21 protein-coding genes are annotated in these 21,239 nt (G+C 66.0%); 10 read left to right on the forward strand and 11 right to left on the reverse strand.

The genetic code is table 11. The features are described 5' to 3' along the window. Positions 1-12 precede the first annotated feature (12 nt). From ACUY1T_RS09820 to ACUY1T_RS09860, 9 genes are all read left to right on the forward strand, one after another. Positions 13-2,010, forward strand: a complete 1,998-nt coding sequence (locus tag ACUY1T_RS09820; protein ID WP_446022283.1) for a heme lyase CcmF/NrfE family subunit — start codon at positions 13-15, stop codon at positions 2,008-2,010. Further along, entirely contained in the window at positions 2,010-2,573 is a 564-nt protein-coding gene (locus tag ACUY1T_RS09825) for a DsbE family thiol:disulfide interchange protein (protein WP_446022285.1), read from the forward strand. The genes ACUY1T_RS09820 and ACUY1T_RS09825 overlap by 1 nt, the downstream gene beginning before the upstream one ends. Further along, positions 2,570-3,061 (forward strand): cytochrome c-type biogenesis protein, encoded by a 492-nt coding sequence (locus ACUY1T_RS09830; protein WP_446022287.1) that lies wholly within the window; start codon positions 2,570-2,572, stop codon positions 3,059-3,061. Before ACUY1T_RS09825 ends, ACUY1T_RS09830 begins: the two co-directional genes overlap by 4 nt. Beyond that, positions 3,058-3,993: a c-type cytochrome biogenesis protein CcmI gene (gene ccmI / locus ACUY1T_RS09835; protein WP_446022289.1), complete on the forward strand. Its 936-nt coding sequence runs from the start codon at positions 3,058-3,060 to the stop codon at positions 3,991-3,993. The genes ACUY1T_RS09830 and ccmI overlap by 4 nt, the downstream gene beginning before the upstream one ends. Further along, positions 3,990-4,754 carry a Crp/Fnr family transcriptional regulator gene (locus ACUY1T_RS09840; protein WP_446022291.1) on the forward strand — a complete coding sequence of 255 codons (765 nt, stop codon included), beginning with the start codon at positions 3,990-3,992 and terminating at the stop codon, positions 4,752-4,754. Before ccmI ends, ACUY1T_RS09840 begins: the two co-directional genes overlap by 4 nt. 276 nt (positions 4,755-5,030) lie before the next feature. Continuing rightward, on the forward strand, positions 5,031-6,638 hold the full coding sequence (locus tag ACUY1T_RS09845; RefSeq protein WP_446022293.1) for a cytochrome D1 domain-containing protein: 1,608 nt from the start codon (positions 5,031-5,033) through the stop codon (positions 6,636-6,638). A gap of 176 nt (positions 6,639-6,814) precedes the next feature. Continuing rightward, positions 6,815-8,491 (forward strand): NapC/NirT family cytochrome c, encoded by a 1,677-nt coding sequence (locus tag ACUY1T_RS09850; protein ID WP_446022295.1) that lies wholly within the window; start codon positions 6,815-6,817, stop codon positions 8,489-8,491. Further along, positions 8,488-8,829: a cupredoxin domain-containing protein gene (locus tag ACUY1T_RS09855; RefSeq protein ID WP_446022297.1), complete on the forward strand. Its 342-nt coding sequence runs from the start codon at positions 8,488-8,490 to the stop codon at positions 8,827-8,829. Before ACUY1T_RS09850 ends, ACUY1T_RS09855 begins: the two co-directional genes overlap by 4 nt. A 37-nt stretch (positions 8,830-8,866) precedes the next feature. Beyond that, positions 8,867-9,421 carry a hypothetical protein gene (locus tag ACUY1T_RS09860; protein WP_446022299.1) on the forward strand — a complete coding sequence of 185 codons (555 nt, stop codon included), beginning with the start codon at positions 8,867-8,869 and terminating at the stop codon, positions 9,419-9,421. 23 nt (positions 9,422-9,444) lie between these two features. Here the strand turns inward: ACUY1T_RS09860 and ACUY1T_RS09865 are convergent, their stop codons facing one another. The 11 genes from ACUY1T_RS09865 to ACUY1T_RS09915 form a co-directional block, all read right to left on the reverse strand. Then, positions 9,445-9,807 carry a DUF6164 family protein gene (locus tag ACUY1T_RS09865; RefSeq protein WP_446022301.1) on the reverse strand — a complete coding sequence of 121 codons (363 nt, stop codon included), beginning with the start codon at positions 9,805-9,807 and terminating at the stop codon, positions 9,445-9,447. Then, the gene (locus ACUY1T_RS09870; protein WP_446022303.1) at positions 9,807-10,361 is read right to left on the reverse strand and encodes a hypothetical protein; all 555 of its coding nucleotides are present in this window, start codon (positions 10,359-10,361) and stop codon (positions 9,807-9,809) included. Before ACUY1T_RS09870 ends, ACUY1T_RS09865 begins: the two co-directional genes overlap by 1 nt. A gap of 95 nt (positions 10,362-10,456) precedes the next feature. After that, on the reverse strand, positions 10,457-11,023 hold the full coding sequence (locus ACUY1T_RS09875; protein ID WP_446022304.1) for a nitrous oxide reductase accessory protein NosL: 567 nt from the start codon (positions 11,021-11,023) through the stop codon (positions 10,457-10,459). 22 nt (positions 11,024-11,045) lie between these two features. Beyond that, positions 11,046-11,870, reverse strand: coding sequence for an ABC transporter permease (locus tag ACUY1T_RS09880; protein WP_446022306.1), 825 nt, complete (start codon positions 11,868-11,870; stop codon positions 11,046-11,048). Beyond that, a complete protein-coding gene (locus tag ACUY1T_RS09885) occupies positions 11,867-12,814 on the reverse strand; it encodes an ABC transporter ATP-binding protein (RefSeq protein WP_446022308.1) in 948 nt (315 codons plus the stop codon). The genes ACUY1T_RS09880 and ACUY1T_RS09885 overlap by 4 nt, the downstream gene beginning before the upstream one ends. After that, entirely contained in the window at positions 12,811-14,118 is a 1,308-nt protein-coding gene (locus ACUY1T_RS09890) for a nitrous oxide reductase family maturation protein NosD (RefSeq protein WP_446022309.1), read from the reverse strand. The genes ACUY1T_RS09885 and ACUY1T_RS09890 overlap by 4 nt, the downstream gene beginning before the upstream one ends. A 104-nt stretch (positions 14,119-14,222) precedes the next feature. Further along, positions 14,223-16,115 (reverse strand): TAT-dependent nitrous-oxide reductase, encoded by a 1,893-nt coding sequence (nosZ, locus tag ACUY1T_RS09895; protein ID WP_446022311.1) that lies wholly within the window; start codon positions 16,113-16,115, stop codon positions 14,223-14,225. A 3-nt stretch (positions 16,116-16,118) separates the two neighbouring features. Then, positions 16,119-18,257, reverse strand: coding sequence for a transcriptional regulator NosR (gene nosR, locus ACUY1T_RS09900; RefSeq protein WP_446022312.1), 2,139 nt, complete (start codon positions 18,255-18,257; stop codon positions 16,119-16,121). A gap of 297 nt (positions 18,258-18,554) precedes the next feature. Next, positions 18,555-18,866 carry a c-type cytochrome gene (locus ACUY1T_RS09905; RefSeq protein ID WP_446022313.1) on the reverse strand — a complete coding sequence of 104 codons (312 nt, stop codon included), beginning with the start codon at positions 18,864-18,866 and terminating at the stop codon, positions 18,555-18,557. Between the two features lie 101 nt (positions 18,867-18,967). Continuing rightward, positions 18,968-19,414: an Rrf2 family transcriptional regulator gene (locus ACUY1T_RS09910; protein WP_446022315.1), complete on the reverse strand. Its 447-nt coding sequence runs from the start codon at positions 19,412-19,414 to the stop codon at positions 18,968-18,970. A 42-nt stretch (positions 19,415-19,456) separates the two neighbouring features. Next, positions 19,457-19,879 carry a YbaN family protein gene (locus ACUY1T_RS09915; protein ID WP_446022317.1) on the reverse strand — a complete coding sequence of 141 codons (423 nt, stop codon included), beginning with the start codon at positions 19,877-19,879 and terminating at the stop codon, positions 19,457-19,459. Positions 19,880-19,991: 112 nt separating this feature from the next. Here ACUY1T_RS09915 and ACUY1T_RS09920 point away from each other — a divergent pair, with 112 nt between their 5' ends. After that, a complete protein-coding gene (locus tag ACUY1T_RS09920; protein ID WP_446022318.1) occupies positions 19,992-21,185 on the forward strand; it encodes an NnrS family protein in 1,194 nt (397 codons plus the stop codon). The last annotated feature ends 54 nt before the right edge of the window (positions 21,186-21,239 follow it).

Raw genomic sequence — 21,239 nt, forward strand, 5'->3', positions numbered from 1 at the left:
AGGTGCCGGCCCATGGTGGCAGAACTCGGAAACTTTGCCCTTGTCCTGGCGCTGTGCCTGGCGCTGGCCCAGAGTGTACTGCCGCTGGTGGGGGCCCAGCTCAACGAGGCCCGCCTGATGCGCAGCGCGCGCTTCCTGGCGGCCGGCCAGTTCGTCTTCCTCTCGCTTTCGCTTGCCGTGCTGACCTGGGCCTTCGTTGCCAGCGACTTCACGGTGCGCTACGTGGCCGGCCACTCCAGCCTCGGCCAGCCGCTGATCTACAAGATCACTGCGGTATGGGGCGGTCACGAGGGTTCGCTGCTGCTGTGGGTCTTCACCCTGGGGGCGTGGAGTGTCGCCGTGGCCTGTTTCAGCCAATCGCTGCCGCGCGAGATGCTGGCCCGGGTGCTGGCGGTGCTGGGCATGGTCAGCGTGGGTTTCATCGCCTTCACGCTATTCACTTCCAACCCCTTCGCGCGCATCGTACCGGGCCCCATGGACGGCCGCGGCATGAACCCGCTACTGCAGGATCCGGGCATGATCCTGCATCCGCCGCTGCTCTACATGGGCTACGTGGGCACCGCGGTGATCTTCGCCTTCGCCATGGCCGCACTGCTTGGCGGCCGGCTGGATGCCGCCTGGGCGCGCTGGTCGCGTCCCTGGACCACGGTGACCTGGGTGTTCCTGACCCTGGGTATCGCCGTAGGCGCCTGGTGGGCCTACTACGAGCTGGGCTGGGGCGGCTGGTGGTTCTGGGACCCGGTGGAGAACGCCTCCTTCCTGCCCTGGCTCACCGCCACGGCGCTGATGCACTCGCTGGCGGTGTCCGAGAAGCGCGGCGGCTTCAAGGTCTGGACCCTGATGCTGGCGATCGTCACCTTTGCCCTGACCGTACTCGGCGCCTTCATCGTGCGCTCGGGGGTAATCACCTCGGTGCACGCTTTCGCCACGGATCCCGAACGTGGCGTGTTCATCCTCGGCATGTTGACCGCGACCCTGCTCGGCGCGCTGACTATCTACGCCTGGCGTGCCCCCAAGGTGGGACTGGGTGGCGCCTTCGCCTGGTACTCACGCGAGTCGCTGCTGCTGGCCAATAACGTGCTGCTGACGGTGGCCTGCGCCGCGGTCTTCATCGGCACCCTCTACCCGCTGGCGCTGGATGCCTTCGGCCTGGGCAAGATCTCGGTGGGGCCTCCCTACTTCGACGCGGTGTTCGCCCCGCTGATGCTACCGCTACTGCTGCTGGTCGGCCTCGCCCCATCGGTACTATGGAAGCAGGCCAACCCCGGGGAGACCTTCCGCCAGCTGCGCTGGGCACTCTTGGTCAGCGTGGTGGCCGGCGGGCTGTGGCCGCTGACTCTGGGCACCTGGCGCCCGATGACCGCGCTGGCGCTGATGCTGGCGACCTGGATCGTGCTGACGGCACTGGTAGATATCCACAAGCGCATGGGGTCGGCGCGACAGCCTCTCGCCACGCGGCTTCGCAGGATCACGCGGCCGAGCTTCCTGGGCATGCACCTGGCCCATGTGGGACTGGCGCTGGTGGTGGTGGCCATCGCCATGGTCAACACCTACGAGGTCGAGCGCGACGTGCGCATGGCGCCGGGCCAGACCGCTTCGGCGGCGGGCTTCGACTTCACCCTGCTGCGCATGGAAACCGTACGCGGCCCCAACTGGGAGGCCGATCAGGCGGTGGTCGAGGTCACCCGCGACGGCCGCCCGGTCGCGCTGCTCCATCCGCAGCGTCGCTACTACGACACCCACGCCCAGATGCCCATGAACCAGGCCTCGCTCCATCGCACCGCGACTCGTGATGTCTACGTTTCGCTGGGCGAACGCCTGGTGGGGGATGCCTGGAGCTTCCGGCTCTACTACAAGCCCTACATGTTCTGGATGTGGTCCGGCGCCATCCTGCTGGCCCTGGGCGGGTTGCTGGCCGCGGCCGACAAGCGCTATCGCCTGGCCAGGAACCGTGTCACCCGCCCGCAGCGAGAGCTTGCGGGAGCTCAGCCCCGGGAGGTGGCAGGCTGATGAAACTGCGAATGCTGTTACCGCTGGCGGCTACGGGCGCCCTGCTAGGGCTGCTGTTCATTGGTCTTGGAATGAATTCGCGTGACCTGCCCTCACCGCTGGTGGGCAAGCCGGCACCGCCCTTCACGCTGGAGTCGCTGGAGGATACCGAACGTCTTCTTACCGAGCAGGACTTCATCGGCGAGGTGGCGCTGGTCAATGTCTGGGCCACCTGGTGCAGTACCTGTCGCTCCGAGAAGCCGCTGCTGATGGAGCTGGCGCGGGGCGGCATTCCCATTCACGCCTTCAACTACCGCGACGAGCGTGACGCGGCACTGCGCTACCTCAGCGTCAGCGACAATCCCTACCGCACCATCGCTTACGACCCCAAGGGCGACGCCGGCATCGACTGGGGCGTCTATGCCACGCCGGAAACCTACGTGCTCGATGCCGAAGGCGTGATCCGCTACAAGCGCATCGGCCCGCTCACGCGCCAGCTGCTGCTCGAAGAGGTGCTGCCACTGGTGGAAAAGCTGCGCGATGAGCAGCGCAGAAGCGAGGGCAGGAGGGTGGCAAGCTCATGAAGAGACTCTTGCTTCACACCCTGCTTGGCTTGCCCCTCTGGCTGGCGGCGGGGCTTGCCATGGCACTGGCCATCGGCCAGCCGCTTGAATTCGACAGCGAGGCCCAGAAGCGTCAGTACGACACCTTGGTGCGCGAGCTGCGCTGCACGGTGTGCCAGAGCGAGACCATCCACGAATCCAACGCCGAACTCGCCGCCGACATGCGCCGTCGGGTCTACGACATGACCCTGGCCGGGCATGAAGCCGGCGCCATCGTCGAGTTCATGGTCCAGCGCTACGGCGACTACGTGCGCTACCGGCCGCCGCTGCAGGCCAATACCTATCTACTCTGGGCCAGCCCCTTCCTGCTCCTGTTCGGCGGCGGCATCGTCTGGTGGCGCATCGTCGTGGGCCGCCGTCGCATGACGCAGCGACCCGCGTTTACCGCCGAGGAGCGCGCCATGCTCGACCGATTTCGCCATGGCGATAACGCCAAGGAGCCGCTATGAACGGACTGTTTCTGCTGCTGGCCATGGGGCTTTGCGTCTTGGCCCTGGGCTTCATAGTCACCCCGCTGCTGCGCGCTCCCCGCGGTGAGCAGGAGCCGTCGCGGCAGGCAATCAACCTGGCCGTGCACCGTGACCGGGCCCGCGAGCTGGAGCACGACCTGGCGGCGGGCACGCTGACCCGGGCCCAGCACGACAGCGCCCTGGCCGACCTGGAGCGCGAGCTGCTCGATAGCGGTGCCGTCGAGCGCCCAACTCACGAGGGGCAACGGCTCCGTGAGGGGCGCGGCTCGCGGCGAATACCGCTGGTGGCCGCCGGCATCAGCGTGGCCGTGCTGCCGTTCATGGCGACCGGACTCTACCTGACGGTGGGGTATGCGGAGGAGGTCTTCGCGCTCGCGACACCGGCGGGGGAGATGGCGTCTGCCCCCCAGTCGGCTCCGCCTTCCGAGGCGACGCTGCAGCGCGAGTTCCAGCACCTGGCCCTGCAACTGCAGGGGCGCCTGGCGCAAGCGCCTGACGATATCGCGAGCTGGATCCTGCTGGGTCGCACGCTGGTGTTCCTGGATGACCTGGAAGCCGCCGAGCGCGCTTTCCGTGAGGCCATGGCCCACGGCGGTGACCGGGACCCCGACCTGTTGATCCGCTATGCGGATGTCATGGCCGAGCGCCAGGGTACGCTGGCCGGCGAGCCCCAGCGGCTCATCGAACGCGCCCTGGCCATCGACTCCCGGCACATCCAGGGGTTGTGGTTGGCCGGCTCGTTGGCCTTCCAACAACAAGAGATGGGAGCGGCCCGGGCCTATTGGGAACGTCTGCTCGCCGTGCTGCCGGAGACATCGCCCGAAGCCGAGGTGATCCGCGGCAACCTGGATCGGTTGTTCCAGACGGCGCCGCCGAACGATGCGAGAAAGATCGAGGAGGTATCCCCATGAAGTCGCCGCTGAGCCCCGAGGCCCTGCAGGCCGTGCGCCAGGTGCCGCTGTTCGCCGGGCTCGAGAACCAGACCCTGGCGCTGCTCACCGACGGTGCCCTGGAGCGCCGCTATCGCCGCGGCACGCTGCTGTTCAGCAAGGGCGAGCCGGCGGATCGCTTCTACGTGGTCCTGAGCGGCTGGATCAAGCTGTTCCGCGAGAGCCCCGACGGTAACGAGTGCATGGTGGGACTGTTCACCCGTGGCGAATCCTTCGCCGAGGCGGCGATGTTCGACCGGCTGGGATTTCCGGTCAATGCGGCGGTGGCCGAGGATGCCCGGCTGTTGCTCTTCCCTGCCGAGCACTTCCTCACCACCCTGGAGCGCAACCACGGCCTGGCGCTCAATATGCTCGCCAACCTCTCCGGTATGCTGCGCTCGCTGGTGCGCCAGCTCGACCAGCTCACGCTGCAGTCCACCTACCAGCGCCTGGCGGCGTTCATCGTCTCGCTGTGTCCCGATGAGGATGGCCCGGCCAGCGTCTGCCTGCCCTGCGACAAGCTGCTGATCGCCGGTCGGCTGGGCATGAAGCCGGAAAGCTTCTCGCGGGCCATGGCCCGCCTGCGTGACGTCGGTGTCAGCTGCGAGCGCAACTGCGTGCACGTGGAGGACATCGCCGCCCTGCGGTGTTTCGCCAACACCGCCGAGGAGGAGGCGCGCTCTCCGCTGCCAGGCACGGCACGGGAGGCCACGCGCAGGATTGCGCAGCGTCCCTGTCGCTAGCTTCGCTCATATTCCGACTGCGCCCTTTCCCCTTTCGATACGGCCCGCTCAGCGGGCCGTTCCATGCTGGTCCACGGTTTCTTTTCCTCTCCTCTGACATAAGTCAACTCCTGGATGCATCAATTGACAGTGGTCAAGTGAGGCGAAAGGCAAAATTGCTACTAATGGCGACAGGTGGGGGGTGGCTGAAGGCCATGGTCGCTGAGCGAAGAAGAATTAGGTCATGCCGGGCACCCGCCAGCCACTACCCGAAGGGGAAACCAAGCGAGGCACGTTATGTACAAGAGAGCATTGACCAAGGGGATCTTCGCCCTCAGCTTCCCGCTGGCCGCCATGGGAACCGCCCACGCCGCGGCACCGGAACTGTCTGCAGAAGAGATGGAGCGCGCCAACACTATCTATTTCCAGCGCTGTGCCGGCTGTCACGGCACCCTGCGCAATGGCGCCACCGGCCCGAACCTGCTGCCGGCAACCACCCAGGAGCTGGGCCAGCGTCGTCTGGAGAGCATCATCACACTGGGTACCGAAGGCGGCATGAACAACTTCGACGGTATTCTTTCCGCGGATGACATCACGCTGATTTCGCAGTACATCCAGCACGACCCGGTCGACCCGCCGGAGATGTCGCTGGCCGACATGAAGGAGCGCTGGCAGGTCTTCGTCGCGCCCGAGGATCTGCCCACCGAGCCCCAGCACGACCGCAACTGGGAAAACTTCATGGTCACCATCCTGCGTGACCGCGGCGCCATGGGCATCATCGACGCCGATACCAAGGAACTGGTCACCGAGGTCGAGACGGGCTATGCCGTGCACGTGGCCAAGGAGAGCTCCGACGGCCGCTTCTGGTACGTCCAGGGCCGCGATGGCCGTCTCTCCAAGATCGACCTGTGGATGGACCCGCCGCAAGTCACCGCCGAAGTCTTCATTGGTTATGACGCCCGCGACGTGGCGGTCTCCCACTACGGAGAGTGGAAGGACAAGTACGTCATCGGTGGCGCCTATTGGCCGCCGCACTTCGTGATCGCCGATGCCGAGACCATGGAACCGCTGAAGGTCGTCTCCACCCGCAGCTACGACACCCAGGGCAACTTCAGGAACGAGGCCCGCGTCGCCGCGCTCTACAACACCCCGCATGCGCCGACCTTCCTGGTCAACGTCAAGGAATCCGGTCAGGTCTGGCAGGTCGACTACAGCGATATCGACAATCTGCGCATCGACCAGATGGAGACCGCCGAATACCTGCACGACGGCTTCTTCGATCCCTCCGGCCGTTACTTCCAGATCGCGGCCAACATGAGCGACAAGATGGTGTTCATCGACACCGAGACGCGCAAGTTGGTCAGCATGCTGGAAACCGGCGTCAAGCCTCATCCGGGCCCGGGCGCCAACTGGATCGATCCCGAGTGCGGTCCGGTGGCCGGCACCACCCACCTGGGCGAAGGCCGCATGACCTTCTGGGGCAACGACCCCGAGAGCCATCCCGACCAGGCCTGGCAGATCTGCGACAGCGTCGAGACCGATGGTCCCGGGCTCTTCGTACGCACCCATCCCGATTCCGACAATGTGTGGATCGACCAGGCCATGCATCCCGAGGCCGACGTCAACCAGTGGGTCATGGTCATGAACAAGGAGACCCGCGAGCTGACCCCGATCCATGTCGCCGACCGTCCCGTCGAGCACGACGCCGTGGCCGTGCACATGGAGTACGACCAGACCGGTACCGAAGTGTGGGTCTCCATCTGGGCGCGCGGCGATGGTCATCAGAACGACGGCGCCATCGTGGTCTTCGACGACAAGACGCTTGAAGTGAAGGCCGTCGTAGAGGGCCTCAACACGCCGACCGGCAAGTTCAACGTCTACAACCGCAAGAAGCACGTCGGCTGATCAAGCGCCGCGGCCGGGGCGCCCCATGGGTGCCCCGGCTCCTTCTCCAGCCGCTTCACACCTGGGCGACCGATGCCGGGAGTGGCTGGGCAAGGGGCCAGAGATAACACGACAGGGCGGCATGGCGGATCGGCATGGCACCACTGGCGTCATGAAAATTCGGGGAGACTGACATCATGGTGAAGCGTCTACGCAACTGGCGCAGGATCACGATCATGGGGGCTTCGCTCGGCGCCGCCATGATCTTCTTCGTGGCCGGCATCATATTCTGGGGCGGTTTCAATACCGTAATGGAAGCCACCAACAGCTTCAGGTTCTGCAGCACGGCCTGCCATGAAATGAGCTGGGTGCATGAGGAGTACCTCGACCGCCCCCATTACCAGAATTCGACCGGTGTGGGGGCGACCTGCTCCGACTGCCACGTGCCGAATGCCTGGGGGCCGAAGATGATCCGCAAGATCGAGGCCAGCCGCGAGGTATGGCACTGGATGCTGGGCACCATCGACAGCAAGGAGAAGTTCGAGGCCAAGCGTATCCAACTGGCCGAAAACGTCTGGCGCTCGATGCTGCGCACCGATTCTCGCGAATGTCGCAACTGCCACGACTGGTCGGCCATGGATCTCGAGCAGCAGGCGCCCCGGGCCGCCCGCGAGCATGGCCGCGCCTTCGAGCAGGGCCAGACCTGCATCGAGTGCCACCAGGGCATCGCCCACCAGCTGCCCGAGGAGTGGGACGAGTCGCCGGTATGGGCCTACCGTTTCGAGCATGACGAGCCGGTGACCGACGGCATGCGCAGTGAGCCCGAGCTGCCGCTGGAAGCCGAGGACCTGGGCGAGGCCGTGAGCGTCGAGGGCGACATCGCCGCTACGCTCGACTGGTCCGACGTGCCTGCGCTCGACATCACCCTGTTCCTGCCCGGCCAGGCGTCCATCGAGTGGATCCAGGATGGCAGCGCTCACGGCGGTGGCCGCGCCTTCAGCTTCGGCGACCGCTGCATCTGGTGTCACCAGGGCGAGGAAGAGCAGATCGGTGCGCTTGCCACCAGCGCCGAGAAGATCGAGACCTATGACCTGGGCGACAAGCGTGGCCACGTGCCGATGACCGTGCAGGCCTCGTTCGACGACGACTACCTGTTCATGCGCTTCCAGTGGGAAGCCGGAGAACACGCCCCGCTGCCCTTCGTGGAAGGTGGCATGTTGGACCCGGAAAACCCCATGAAGCTCACCGTCAGCTTCTCCGACGAGCGCGTCGACATGGCCGACCGCGGCGGCTGCTGGGCCAGTTGCCACCATGATTCCGCCTACATGCCCGACGCCCCGGAAGGCGAGGCGCTGGCGGCCAGCGAACTCGCCGAGCGGCTCGACCTGATGAGCGGCAACGGCGTCACCAAGTACCTGAGCGAGAGCCGTACCGAGATCGAGGTACGCGGTCGGCGCGGCGCTCCGCGCGGCGGCTGGGACAAGCTCAAGGACGAAGCGGAGATCGCCGAGCTGCTGGGCGGCGGGGTCTACCTCGACCTGGCGCGCTTCAACAGCGGCAGTGGTACCGTCGAGTCGGGCTATGTCCTCGATGAACGCCACTTCTCCGACAGCGAGGCCATCGTGTTCAGTGCCGAAGAGGCCGACGGTGTGTGGACCGCCTACCTGACCCGCGCCCTGCGTACCGGACAGGAAGGCGACAAGCCGCTCGCCACCGACCACAGGTACAGCTTCAACGTGGCGCTGCACGACGATCACGCCGACTCGCGCTTCCACCACGTCTCCTGGCAGCTCGGTCTGGCCTTCGACGCCACTATCCCCGGCGACTTCGACGAGGATCGGGTGGAGATCAATGCCACGCGGGTCTCGCGGTGATCGCGCGGCGCAGGCCGGTACTCGCTACCGCCCTTCTGGCCGCCCTGCTTGGCGGGGCGGTCCAGGCCCAGGAAGAGACAGTCGAGGTGGAAATGCGCGACTATGGTTACCACCCCGCCGAACTCGCGGTAACCGTGGGCACCACGGTGCGCTGGGTCAGCGTCGAAAAGCGCACCAGTCACGACGTTTACTTTCCTGAAGACGGGGTCGCCTCGGGGCGCCTCTTCCCCGGGGAGAGCTGGGAGCGCACCTTCGATGCGGCCGGTACCTTCGAATACCACTGCCAGCCCCACGCGAGCCGCGACATGCGCGGCGTGATCCACGTCGTGGCAGAGTGACCATCAAGCGTAGCAAGAGTGACCTGGAGGAATTTCCATGGCGATATTCACACGATCCGCAGCGCTTTTCGGCGGGCTTCTGGCCTCGCTGGCACTGGCCTGGGCCGGCGCCGCCACGGCCGCACAAGGCCCCGATGGCTATCGCAGCGCCGAGTTCGGGATGTCCTCCGAAGAGGTGATGGCGCATCTGGATAGCGATGGCGTGGCCGACGTCGAGATACGACAAACCGAGGACGACGACCTCATCATCGACGGTGAACTGCAGGTGGACGGCGAGCCGGAAACGGACCTGCGCTACGTCTTCCCGGCGGGCAGCGATCGGCTCGCCCTGGTGGTGGCGTTTCACCCCAATGTGGAGGACTACGCGATCGTGAAGGCCCGGCTCGAGGCCGAGTACGGCCAGCCGTGGGAAGCGGAGATGGCCGAATGGTGGTTCGAGCAGCTCAAGGCGGGGATGCCGCAGGAGCCGGACAGCCTGACCGTGTGGGGCGGCGACGGCAGCGAGGGGCGCGAGCGTGGCCGCTTCGTGCGCCTTTGGGCCTTCGAGGACTATCTCTCGGTGGAGTACCTCGATACGCGGCTGCTGCGCTGATACCGCAGCGTGGTAAGCGGAAGCTAGATCAGGCCCAGGAAGGGCACCAGCGTCAGGGCCAGCATGGCCACGACGGCCAGCGCCACCAGCAGCACCTGCACGGGGTGATGGCGCAGGCGCTGCCACAGGGTCGGGGCCTCGCCGCGCTCTACCCGGTCGGCATGCTCTCGCTGCACCCGCTCCTGACGCTCGATCTGGTAGCGCTCGAGCACCTCGCGCGCCGCGTCCAGTTGCGAGGCGTCGCGTAGCCAGATGGCATCGACGCCCAGGCGCCAGAAGCCGGCATGGGTCTCGTAGGTGTCGAAGCCGTGTTCGTCGAGCAGCCGGCGCACCTCCCACGCTTCCTCCTCGGTGACGTTGGCCAGCCGAAACAGCAGTACCGCCATCAGCTGGCCGCCTCGCACAGCCGTTCGGCGCGGTCGATGGCCGCATCGGCGCCTGCCAGTTCGAAGCTCATGAACCAGTAGTCCTCGTCGCCGCGATCGAAGCGCAGCCGCAGGGTTTCGCCGCTGCGCATCTCGTCGATCAGCAGGTCCAGCTCGTCGAGGTAGAAGTTGACGTAGAAGCCGCGGTCGCCGCGCTGGGTGATGAACTCCGCCATGCCGCTGTGGATGGTCGCGTAATCGACCCGCAGGTCGCCGGGCACCAGGTTGGCCACACGGCTCTCCGGCTGATGTTCCTCCAGTTCGACGCGCACCTCGAGCCAGGGCAGGTCGCACACCCCGGCGGTGTAGTTGACGCTCAGGATGGCGTCGCTGTAGCTGTGCTGTTCGAGCGCGCGAAAGTGGCGTTCATCGCCCAGCGTGAGCGCCACCGAGTGCCAGAGTTCGTGCTGCTCGGCATCGCCGACGTTGTAGTTGGTGGCACTGGCCAGCGGTGCGGCGGCCAGCAGAAGCCAGGCAAGACGGGAGCGAAAACGAGAGTGGTGGGTCGAGGACATGGCCGGTTTCCTGAACGACGAGCCCCGGATGGTAGCACGCTGCGCCGAGTGCGCCGACTCCGCCCCGAGCAAGGGTAGAGCCGGCGTGGCGCCTGTCAGTGGCCGTGTGCGTCGCCTTGGCCAGGCATGCCGCCGTTGTGCTGCATGCTGGCATCGGCGCGGGCGAGCTCGGTCAGGAGCTCCAGGTCGATATCGCCGAAGGCCAGCACTTCGCCGCCATGGGTGTCGCGGAAAACCTCGGCGTGATGGCGCTCCTTGAACGATGCCAGGGTATGTCCCATGGCGCCGCGCTGGGTATGCCCCGCTACGTACCAGGCGTCACTGGCCAGGATGAAGGCATCGTCGGCCGGCTGGCCCCAGGGGGTGACGGCGACGTCGTGGACCCAGGCGTGGCTGAGGCGGCTCTCGTTCTCCGGCTGCAGCAGGAAGGCGAACAGGTCGGCGGTAGAGCAGAACTTGCGTACGGCATCGTCGCGGTTCAGGTAGGCCTGGCCCTTGGGTCCGGGCAGCTCGCTGATCAACATGCCGCACACGTGGCAGCTATCGCCGTCGGTGATCGGCTGGGCCGCGGCGAGGGGCTTTTCTTCATTGCCGCCGCAGCCTGCCAGCAGCAGGGCCGCCGTAAAGGCAAGCGTGCGAACGGCGAGAGTGACGCGAATCATCTGAATATCTCCGGTTTGGCGCTCAGGCCGAATGGTGGCGGAAGCGCAGCACGGCGAGCCCCAGCGGCACGACGACCCAGCCGACCAGGATCAGCAGCAGCCAGCCGACGTTGAAGGCGCTGCCCTGGGCGATGGCAGTCACGCCGGTATAGGCCTGGGCCGACTCGAAGCCGACCATGTTGATCAGGCGGAAGCCGTCGGTGGGGTTGAGCAGCAGCAGCCAGGGCAGCCAGTCTCCGCCGCTCTGCACGCTGACCAGCAGCGCCAGCAGGCCGAGGTCGAACACCAGTACGAAGAGGAACCACACGCCCAGCGCCAGCCCGGCGGCCCGGGCCTTCTCACTGACCCACACGCTGATCAGGTAGGCGAAGGCGATGAACACCCATCCGAGTAGCACGCTGCTGACGATCAAGAGTCCCAGGCTTGCCACCAGCTCGCCGAGCGCCACGCCCTCGGCGGCGAAGGCGATCACCGCGCCGGCGACGCTGAAACCGAGCGCCGTGGCGGCACCCAGGATCAGGCCGTGGCCGAGGAACTTGCCGAGCAGTAGCGAGGTGCGGCTCAACGGGTAGGTGAGCAGCAGCAGCAGGGTACCGGCTTCCTGTTCGCCGACCACGGCGTCGTAGGCCAGCAGCAGGGCGATCAGCGGGATCAGGAATACCGCCAGGGTCGACAGGCTGACCACCGTGGTGGCCAGCGAGGTGAAGCCCATGCCACCGCTGGCGGCAGCGCCGAACCAGGCGATGCCGACGGCCAGGGCGGCGAGGATCAGCGCGATGGCCAGCACCCAGCGGTTGCGCAGGCCGTCCTGGAACTCCTTGCGGGCGACGATGAGGGCGGTGTTCATGGGGCGTCTCGCTTGTCGGGATTGAAGGAGGTCGCTGCTACGGGTGCCGAGAAGTGCGCATAGAGGTGCTCCAGTGTCGGCGGCAGCACGTCGATGTCCTCGACACCCGGCGTGCCGGTCAGGCGGCGCAGCGCACTCATCTTGGCCGAGGGGTGCACACCCAGCTCCAGCGCGGAGCCGTTGAGGTGTCGCGGCGCGATGCGGGTGTCCTCCCAGCCTTGCGACCAGTCGATGCCCGGCCAGCGGCCCTTGGCGCGAATGGTCAGCGGCAGCGACGCCTCGTGGCGCAGCTCCTCGAGGCTGCCCAGCGCCAGGCGCCGGCCGGCGCCGAGAATCAGCGCGCGGTCGATATAAGGTTCCACGCCGGGTAGCACGTGGGAGGAGAGCAGCACCGTGCAGCCGCGCTCGCGCAGCTCGCGCACCGTCTCGTAGAAATCGCGGGTGGCTGCCGGGTCTAGCCCGGTGGTGGGCTCGTCGAGCAGCAGCAGGCGCGGCTCGCCGAGCAGGGCCTGGGCCAGGCCAAGGCGCTGGCGCATGCCTTTGGAGTAGGTCTTGACTCGACGCTTGGCGGCGTCACCCAGGCCGACCCGCTCGAGCAGGCCGTCGACCTGGCGGCGGTCGACGCGCTTGAGTCGGGCGAAATAGGCGAGCACCTCGCGCCCGCTCAACTGCTCGTAGAAGCTGACGTTCTCGGGCAGGTAGCCCAGGTGGCGGCGCAGCGTCTCGGCATGGGGGCCGTCCGGTGCGCCGCCGAGCACCGAGAGCGTGCCGGCGCTGGGTGAGATGAGGCCCAGGATCAGCTTCATGGTAGTGGTCTTGCCGGCGCCGTTGTGGCCCAGCAGGGCCATCACCTCGCCCTCCTTGACCGTTAGATCGAGGGCATCGAGGCGGGTGAGGTCGCCGTGGCGCTTGGTCAGCCCGTGGCATTCGATGACCGCATTCATGATTGGGCCTCTCCAAGGTCGGGAGCATGCATCAGCGGCGCACTGTCCTGCACGCCCTGGGCTCGGAAGATGGGGAACTGGCGCTGTACCCAGCGCAGTGCGACGACAGCGGGGCTGTGCAGCAGCAGGCGCGCCTCGGGGTGGCGCCACAGCAGGCGGTCGACGGCGTCGTTGGGCTCGTAGGGGGTGTCGCCGATGCCGTCACCGGCCAGGTCCCAGCCCAGGTAGTCGCTCCAGTAGTTGCCGCGGCCATCGCGGGACCACTCCTGGGAGCGCGTCGCCACGTACATCACCTGCTGGCGATTGTTGATGAAGGCATTGTCATAAAGACGGTTGTTCTCGGAGCCGGCGGTGAGGTGGATGCCGAGTTCGCTGTCGGCCAGGCGGTTGCCGTGGATCTCGTTGCTCTGGGAGTTGTAGATGAACAACGCCTTGCCCTCGGCGCCGAGCGTGACGCCGTGCTCGCTGCCGCCGGGGCCGTGCCAGGCGGTGATGCCGCTGATACGGTTGCCGGCGATGGTGCTGTAGTTGACGTAGTTCATCAGGATGCCGTAGTTCATGTCGCGCTCGGAGCGGTTGTTCACCACTTCGAGGTCGCGCGACATCATCAGCGCGTAACCGGCGCGGGTACCGCTGGTGTGGTTGCCCACGATCTTGCCGCCGTGGGTGAACATGTAGTGGATGCCGAAGCGCGAGTCGCGCAGACGGTTGCCGCGAAACGTCAGGTCGCGGCTGGTATCGACGTAGATGGCATCACGCGCGTCGCGCACGTCATTGTCCGCGATCAGACCGCCGTCGATGTGGTACAGGCGGATGGCATCGCCGCGGTCCTGGGAGCGCACCGCGGTGTTGCCGACGATACGGTTGCCGATCACGCTGGGTGCTTCCAGGTGCCACAGCCAGATGCCGAAGGCCACGTTCTCCATGGCGTTATTCTCGACGTGGATGCGATGGGCGCCGCGCTCGGCATGTATGCCGGCGTTCATCTCGGTCAGGTTGAAGCCGGAGTTGCGCAGGGTCAGCCCTTCGATGTGCACGTCTTCGGCACGCACGCGTATTACGTCGCCGCTACCTTCGGCGTCGAGAATGGCGCCGGGCTCGCCGCGCAGGGTCAAGGGCTTGTCGATCTGGATACCGCCGGTATGGATGCCTGGGGCAAGCGTCAGCTCGCTGCCGGGTGCGGCCGTATCGATATGAGACTGGAGAGGACCGTCGCCGGGTTCGATGCGCAGCTCGCCGAAGGCGAAGGTCGCCGTCAGCAGCAGGGCGCAGCCACCCAGGAAAGAAAGAAGAGTATGTTGCATCACGGTCACCTCGTGCATTGCCAGGCTTTGTCCGAAAAGTGCCTGTGCCCGTCGACTTTTCAGACAGAGCCTGTGGCCGGCCCCGAGGGGCCGGCCGGGTTACCTCACGCTTCCACCAGCATTCTGCCGGACATCTCCATGTGCAGGGCATGGCAGAACCAGCTGCAGTAGTACCAGTGCACGCCGGGCTTGTTGGCCACGAAGGTCACCGAGGAGGTCTGCTGCGGATGGATCTCCATGTTGATGCCGTGGTTGACCAGGGCGAAGCCGTGGCTGACGTCCTCGATGGTGTCCATGTTGGTGACGACGATGGTGACTTCGTCACCCTGCTTCACGCGGAACTCGGTGGTGCCGAAGTTTGGCGCCACGGAAGTCATGTAGACGCGCACCTTGTTGCCGTCGCGAATGACCTTGTTGTCCCGCTCCAGGGTGACACCATCGGCCTGGGCCATGGCCACGGTCTCGGCGAAGTACGGATCGTCGCGGCTATAGATGCGCGCCGGGTTGAGCTGGTCGGCACGGATCATCAGCGCATCGTGGGGCTCGGCGTAGGTCGGGCCGTCGTGTACCAGCTTCATCTGCTCGCCGGAGATGTCGATCAACTGGTCGTTCTCGGCGTGCATCGGGCCTACCGGCAGGAAGCGGTCCTTGGAGAACTTGCACAAGGCCGACAGGTACTTGCCGTCGACGTCGCGGCTACAGGCCAGCGAGGCCTTGAGGTGGCCGATGTTGTAGTGCACGTCGATGCGGTCGCGGATGTAGTTCACTTCCTCGCCGTTGTAGGCGCGAATGGCGTCCTCCACGTTCCACTTCACCACCTGGCTGTCGAGGAACAGCGAGGTGTAGGCGTTGCCGCGGTTGTCGTAGGTGGTGTGCAGCGGCCCCAGGCCCACTTCCGGCTCGGCGACGACGGTATCGCGCGGGTCGTCCAGGTTGCCGTCGAACCACTCGGCGACGCGCGACCACTCGATCACGGTACAGGTCGGGGAGAGCTTGCCGCTGACCACACAGTACTTGCCTTCCGGCGGCATGGTGTTGACGCCGTGGGGGCTGCGTGGAGTCGGCACGTAGAGGGCGAATGGGTTGCGGCCCTCATGGGCCTGCTGGCGGGCATCCACCACGGGGGCGGCGGAGTTGCCGATGGTGGTGTAGTTGCCGGCGGCAACCGCTTGCTCGATGGCGGGTACGTCGAAGAACACCGTCCAGTCGCGCTCCGGGCCCATCATTTCCGGCAGGGTCATGCCGCGGGCGGAGTTGTAGCAGGAGGCGGCAACGAAACGGCCAGTGTAGTCGGTGTCGCAGTTGTCGAGGTTGCCGTCGACGATCGCCTGCCACTTGACCTCCATGGTGTCGGCATCGATGCAGGTCATCATGGTCCAGTACTGGGACGGATCGTCCAGGTGGCGGCCATCGTTGGGCTGCGGGATGATCATCTCACCCACGGCGAAGACGTCCTCGGTCTTCGGCACGCGCTGCAGCGTCAGGCCGTGGATGGCCTGCACGTTGGGCACCTCGATGATCTTGTCGGCGCGCATGATGTCGAGACGGATGCGCGCGACACGGGTGTTGAGCTTGTCGTTGATGAAGCAGTAGCGGCCATCGTAGCGGGCGTCGGTATAGCTCACCTTGGGGTGGTGGGTGTCGCCGTTGAGCGGGGCATTCGGGCCCAGCACGCGCTTGGATTCGTTGGTGATGCCCCAGCCGGTGGCGCTGTCGACGTTGAATACCGGGATGCGCAGCAGCTCGCGCATGGAGGGAATGCCGAGGATGCGCACTTCGCCGGAGTGACCACCGCTCCAGAAACCGTAGTATTCGTCGAGATCGCCCGGGGCGACGCTGTGCTCGCCGCTGGCAGCTGCCTCGGCGGGCCGGCTGCCCATCAGGGCGCCGGCGCCGAAGCCGCCGGCCAGGCCGGCCCCGGCCACGCCAGTCACTGCGCTGTTGCGCAGGAAGTGCCGCCGGCTGAGGTCTTTGATGTGGTCGTGCTTGTTACTCATGGTTCACTCCTCCTGGAGGGTGGGAATGCGCTGCAAGTTGGCCTGGCTGCCCTGCGCAGCGTTGGCCGGGGAAAGGTCGCCACTCGCCCCGGAGGAGGCGCGGGCCGCCTTCTCGAAGCGCTTGCGGCGCTTGACCATCGGCGGACAGCGCCGGTCGTCGTGGTAGGTCACCTGGCAATCCAGGCAGTAGTGACACTCGTTGGCGTTGATGCGGCCGTCGGGGTGGATGGCCTGTACTTCGCACTCGTTGGCGCAGATCTGGCAGGGCGTGCCGCAGCTGCCGCGATGGCGCTTGAGCCAGTCGAACAGGCGCAGGCGTGCAGGAATGGCGAGCCCGGCGCCCAGCGGGCAGACATAGCGGCAGTAGGCCTTGTGGGTGAACGCCGAGATGGCGAGCAAACCCAGGGCGTAGAGCAGGAAGGCCCAGTCGCGCTGGAAACGCATGGTCACGGCGGTCTTGAACGGCTCCACTTCGGCGTAGCGCTCGGCCTGGCCCAGCGAGTGCAGCGACACCGCGAACAGCGCCAGCAGAATGATGTACTTGATCGCCCACAGCCGCTCATGCAGGGCGAAGGGGATCTCGAGCTGGGGCACCTTGAGCTTGCGCGCCGCCTTGTTGATCAACTCCTGCATGGCGCCAAAGGGACACAGCCAGCCACAGAACACACCGCGGCCCCACATCAGCAGCGTCACCGCCACGAACGACCAGAGGATGAACATCATCGGGTCGATCAAGAACGACTCCCAGCTGAAGCCGCCCATCAACGAATGGACGAAGGTCAGGATGTTGACCACCGAGAGCTGGGCCAGCGAGTACCAGCCGATGAACACCACGGTGTAGACCAGGAAGCCGACACGCAGCGGGGCGAACACACGGGGATAGCGCACCAGCACGTCCTGGAACAGCATGACGGCGGTCAGTACGACGAGCCCCACGCCCAGCACCACGATCTGGAAGGTCTTGTCGCGCCACACCTGCACCCACAGCGCCTCTTCCACCAGCGGTTCGGGCCGCTCGATGTAGGCTTCGGGAATGCTGTAGTGGGCGTTGAAGCGCACGAACTCGGTTTCCAGGGGCCCCGCGGCGCGGCGCACCAGTAGCCCCAGCTCCCACGGCTCGCCAGGATCGAACCGGGCATTCTCACGGATCACGAAGATGTCGCGTTCGGTCAGTGCCGGGGCGCCGTCGACGGCCAGGCGCACGATGCGGCGGTGGTCGCTGTCGTGGAAGGTGACGTTGGTGTTGCCTTGGCTGAGTTCCAGTCGGTCGAAGATGCCGCCGCGTACGTAGCCCGAGCCCTTGAACGAGTAGTCGCCGCGGGCCATCACGCCGATGGCGTGTTCGCCCTCTTCCAGGCGCTCCATCATCTGTTCGTACACCACGTCACCGAGCAGGTTGCGGCCGGTGGTAGGGGCGTTGAGGTAGGTCACGTAGAGATCGATGAAGGTGCTGTCGGGATCGGCGCCGCTGGCGTAGGCCTCGGCGGCAGTGCCGATGAAGGCCTCGTCGATCTCGCCATGGGTCAGATGCATGCGTCGCACGCTGCCGTCGCCGACCAGGGTTTCCCAGGCGGCGGGCTCGAACACGTCGTGGCGCACCTCGGCGGGCGGCGTGGCCAGCGGGTCGTCGATCAGGCCCTGCTCGGCGGCGACCCGGCGGGCAGCGCGCATTACCGTCTCGGTGAGCACCACGACCGTCACCGTGGCGCCGGAGATGGCATCGAGGTTTTCGCCAACGCGCAGGCGCTGGTTGACATGATGCGTCGCGTGGGCGTCGGCATAGTCCACCAGGCGTTGTTCGGGAATGCCCACCAGCATGATCGGCTCCTCGTGGCCGAGGATGGTGGCCTGGGTGATCCGCCCCTCCAGGTCGATGCCCACCAGCAGGTTGATCGGCTTGCCCGAGTAGGCCGGGATGGGCGTGATGTCCTGCGTCTCGAAGGCGTAGCCCAGCAGTGTCTCTCCGGCATACACGGCTGTGGCCGGCAGTTCTCCCTCGGCATCGGCCAGGCGCGTGGCATCGGGGAATCCGGCTTGCACCTGTGACAGTTCGAAGGCCAGGGCGGGCAGGCCGAGCAGCATCAGCAGGCCGAACAGCCAAGTCTGGGCTAGAGAAGAGAGCGGGCTGCGCCGGGTGGGCATGGGCGTTCCTTATTGCGTACCCGTCGCAGTAAACGTGAGAGACGACAGGTATTAACAGGCATGTGAAATGAATCTTTGCTACCTGCTGCCATCATGCCAGCTGACTGCCAGTCCTTAATTGACTTGGGTCATGGACGGTGTGACGTGTATCAAGTTCGAGGGAGTAACCCCAACGAGGTAGTCGCTTTGGGGTGCTGCGGTGCGGCAGCACGGGGGGAAGGCAGCGGCGAGGCATGTCGCCTGGAGTCGGCTCGATGCCCCGCCTGAGGTGGGTCTGCTACCGAACGGTAGAGGAGGTTAGAGCACCGGTTCGAGCATGAAGTCGACGGCAGCCTTCACTTCCTCGTCGCTCAGGTTCATGTGACCACCCTTGGGTGGCATGGCGCCGATGCCGTCGATGGCGTGGGCATAGAGAGTGTCCATGTCCTGTTCCAGACGCGGCGCCCAGGCATCGGCATCGCCCTTGATCGGTGCACCGGCGGCACCGGTCATGTGGCAGGCCATGCAGGCCTGGTTGTAGATCGCTTCGCCATCGGGCTCGGCCTGGGCAGTGGCGGCGAACGCCAGGGCGGCGGCGCCAGCGAACAGGGCGGCGGTAAACTTCTTCATGGTTTTCTCCTGATACTTGCGGTCACGGTGGGGCCAGTCGGGTCTGGGTAGAACCTCTTTGGGCCTGGCCTCGATGCAAAGCCAAATGGATTTTGGCATATCTAGGGGGCGCTTATCGGGATCTGCATCAAGCGGGCAAGCTGTGGCTGCCGCTTGCCCAGCATGTCGGCCAGGGTGTATTGGTCCAGCACCGCCAGGAAGGCGCCTAGTGCCTCGTTGAGGATCGGCTTGAGCCGGCAGGCCGGCGTGATGATGCACTCGTTGCTGTCGCGGAGACACTCCACCAGGCCGAGTTCGTGCTCGGTGTCGCGCACCAGCGCGCCCAGGGAGATCTCCTGCGGGGAGCGATTGAGCAGCATGCCGCCATTCTTGCCGCGGATGGTGGTGATGTACCCCCGGTGGCTGAGATCCTGGACCACCTTCATCAGGTGGTTGCGCGACACGCCGAAGCTTTCCGCAATCTCGTGGATGGTGGCGCGCTCCTCACCCTTGACGGCGAGGTAGATCAGCACACGCAGCGCATAGTCGGTGTAGCGAGTCAGGTGCATGGCAAGTCCGGCTTTGGCTTGATAAGCAACAATTTATGTACGCTAAATCCTTCTTATCATAGCAGTACGCGTATCGTGGCGTTCGCTGCCCAAAGGTGTGGCATCGGGTCGCGTCCAGGTGAAAAGGGCCACACAGCAGAAGAGGGTCGCTGTTACGCCTAGTACCGGGACAGGTGCGCCGCCCAGCCATAATACCAGCCAGCTCAGGAACAACAGTACCGTGGCAAGGCGCTTGGCTGGCCTGGCAATGGCCCGCTGCCGTTGCCAGGCACGCAACGGCGGGCCCAGACGAGGGTGGTGCCGCAGCCAGCGTGCCAGACGTGGCGAGCCCTTGGGTGCTGCCCAGGCGGCGAGCAGCAGGAAAGGCGTGGTCGGCAGCAGTGGCACCACCAGCCCGGCGGTGCCCAGGCCGATGCAGCCATAGGCCAGCATACGCCAGCACAGGCGTGCCAGGGCGTCTCTCATGGCAACCTCGCTCTGCTCTTGTGACTTGGTTCTGCGCATGGTTTCCCGTGATGAAACTAAATAGTATTTTATATACATGTTTAAAAACTTTGCAAAGCTCAATCACGCGTCGATGCCCGAAGTCGCACATCAGCGCCTCCCTGCCTGGCGCTGGCTGTTTCCGTTGGCGGCCCTGCATGCTGCCCTGATGGTGCCGCTTTCGTTGCTGGCGCTCTACCACGGGTGGGCTCCGGTGCAACTGGCGACGCCGGCTGCCCATGCGCGGGAAATGCTGTTCGGTTTCGCCCTGGCAGTCATTGCAGGCTACCTGTTGGGGCCAGTACCGCAGCGGCAGCTTCTCATGCTGGTGGCACTGTGGCTGGCAGGGCGGCTGGGCGTGCTGGAGTGGCCCGGTGCGCTGGTGGCTTCACTGGCAGATGGTGGCTTTGCCCTCTGGGTGGCCGCGCGCCTGGTACCGCGCTTCCTTGCCGCAAAGAAGTGGCGCAACCGGCTGCTCTCGCCACTGCTGGGGATGATCTGCCTGCTGGCCGTCGTGACGCTGACCTGGCGTTATCTCGATGGCATGCCAACCACTGCCCCGCTGATGCATCAGAGCGTGCTGTGGCTGGTACTGCTGATGACCTTCATGGGTGGGCGTGTCATTGCGCCGGCGGTCAACGGCTATCTGGCAAGGCAGTTCCGGCTGTACGGTGCAGGCGTACAGCCTCGTGTCGAGGCCGCGCTGATCGTGCTGCTGGGGCTGGCACCGTTCCTGATGCTGTGGGCCACGCTGCGGCCGCTGGCGGCGCTGCTGGTGCTGGCGGCGGGCCTGCTGGTGCTGTGGCGCATCCGTGGCTGGAGGCCAAGGCACTGTTCCGAAAGACCGGACCTGCAGGTGTTGCTGCTGGGCTATGGCTGGCTTGCCATCGGGCTGTTGTTGCTGGCGCGCAGCTGGTGGGCGCCACAGCATGCCAGCACGGCGCTGCATGCCTTCACCGTGGGGGCGCTGGGTACCCTGGCCAGCGCCATCATGCTGCGCCATGTGATACTGCGCGCCAAGCAGCATCCCGAACGGGAGTGGGCCTGGCTGCCGCTGGCCGGGCTGTTCGCCGTGGCGGCGGTGCTGCGCCTGTGGGCGATCGAGGCCGGCAGCGGCTGGCTGTTGCTGTTGTGGGGCTCGGGCCTGGCCTGGAGTCTGGGCTGGCTGCTGGTAGCCTGCCGGGTTGTCATGTGGTCGGGCTTGTGGGCAGACAGGTTGTCGCAGCGCGTTCTGGGGAAACTTGACTCGGGACAAGAGAGCGGCGAGCTGTCGAGACGACACCGGTAGCCGATGTCATACTCACGGGCAACGGGCATGGCGCGCTCCATGCCGAGGTTTCAA

The organism is Billgrantia sp. Q4P2 (assembly GCF_052806135.1).